The organism is Methylobacterium sp. WL9, assembly GCF_008040035.1.
In the GTDB taxonomy this organism is placed as follows: domain Bacteria; phylum Pseudomonadota; class Alphaproteobacteria; order Rhizobiales; family Beijerinckiaceae; genus Methylobacterium; species Methylobacterium thuringiense.
Window position 1 is genome coordinate 1 of sequence record NZ_VRVE01000202.1, and the last position, 615, is coordinate 615.

The 615-nt window shown below is 76.3% G+C and carries 1 pseudogene; it reads right to left on the reverse strand.

The window, feature by feature from the left end:
* Positions 1-615 (reverse strand): annotated as a pseudogene (locus tag FV217_RS22500) (hypothetical protein); the annotation flags it as partial.

The following is a 615-nucleotide window of genomic DNA, read 5'->3' on the forward strand; positions in this document are numbered from 1 at the left end:
AAACCGATCGCCGCCGGGTCGGCGGGGTCGCGGTCGGCCGGCCCGGCGCGGTAGGCGAAGGCGCGGCCGGCCTCGTCGAGCCGCTCGACCAGCGGCACCACTGCGCCGTCGTCGAGGCGCACGATCAACGCGCCTGCGGCCAGCGTCCGTCCCGCCGCTCCCTCGCTGCCGGCGAGACCGCGCAGGAGCGTCTTGAGGCGATAGGTGCCGCCGCCGATCAGTTCCGCGCCGGCGGCCGACAGGATCTCGACCGTGCCATCCGGGCCGACGACCCCGAACAGGTTCGCGCCGGCCAGGGCCGCAGTCTCGTCGACGGAGGCGAGACCCTCGGCATGGCGTAGCGCCACGTCGAGCGTGGCGGTCCGGTCGAACCGCCAGAGCGGGCCGGGGCGTAGCGGCGACAATGTGCGCCCGAGGCAGGCCGGATGGTCGACGATGCGCTGTACCGTGAGCGCCGCGCCCGCGCCGGCCGAGCGCCACACGGCCACTGCCCCCGGCCAAGGATCGGCCGCGACGGCGAGGTATTGCAGCGGCACCGGATCGCCGCGGCTGACGGGAAGGTCGAGCGCCACGGCGAAGGCGGGGCCGGGTAGCGCCGGGGGGAGGCGGTTGCGG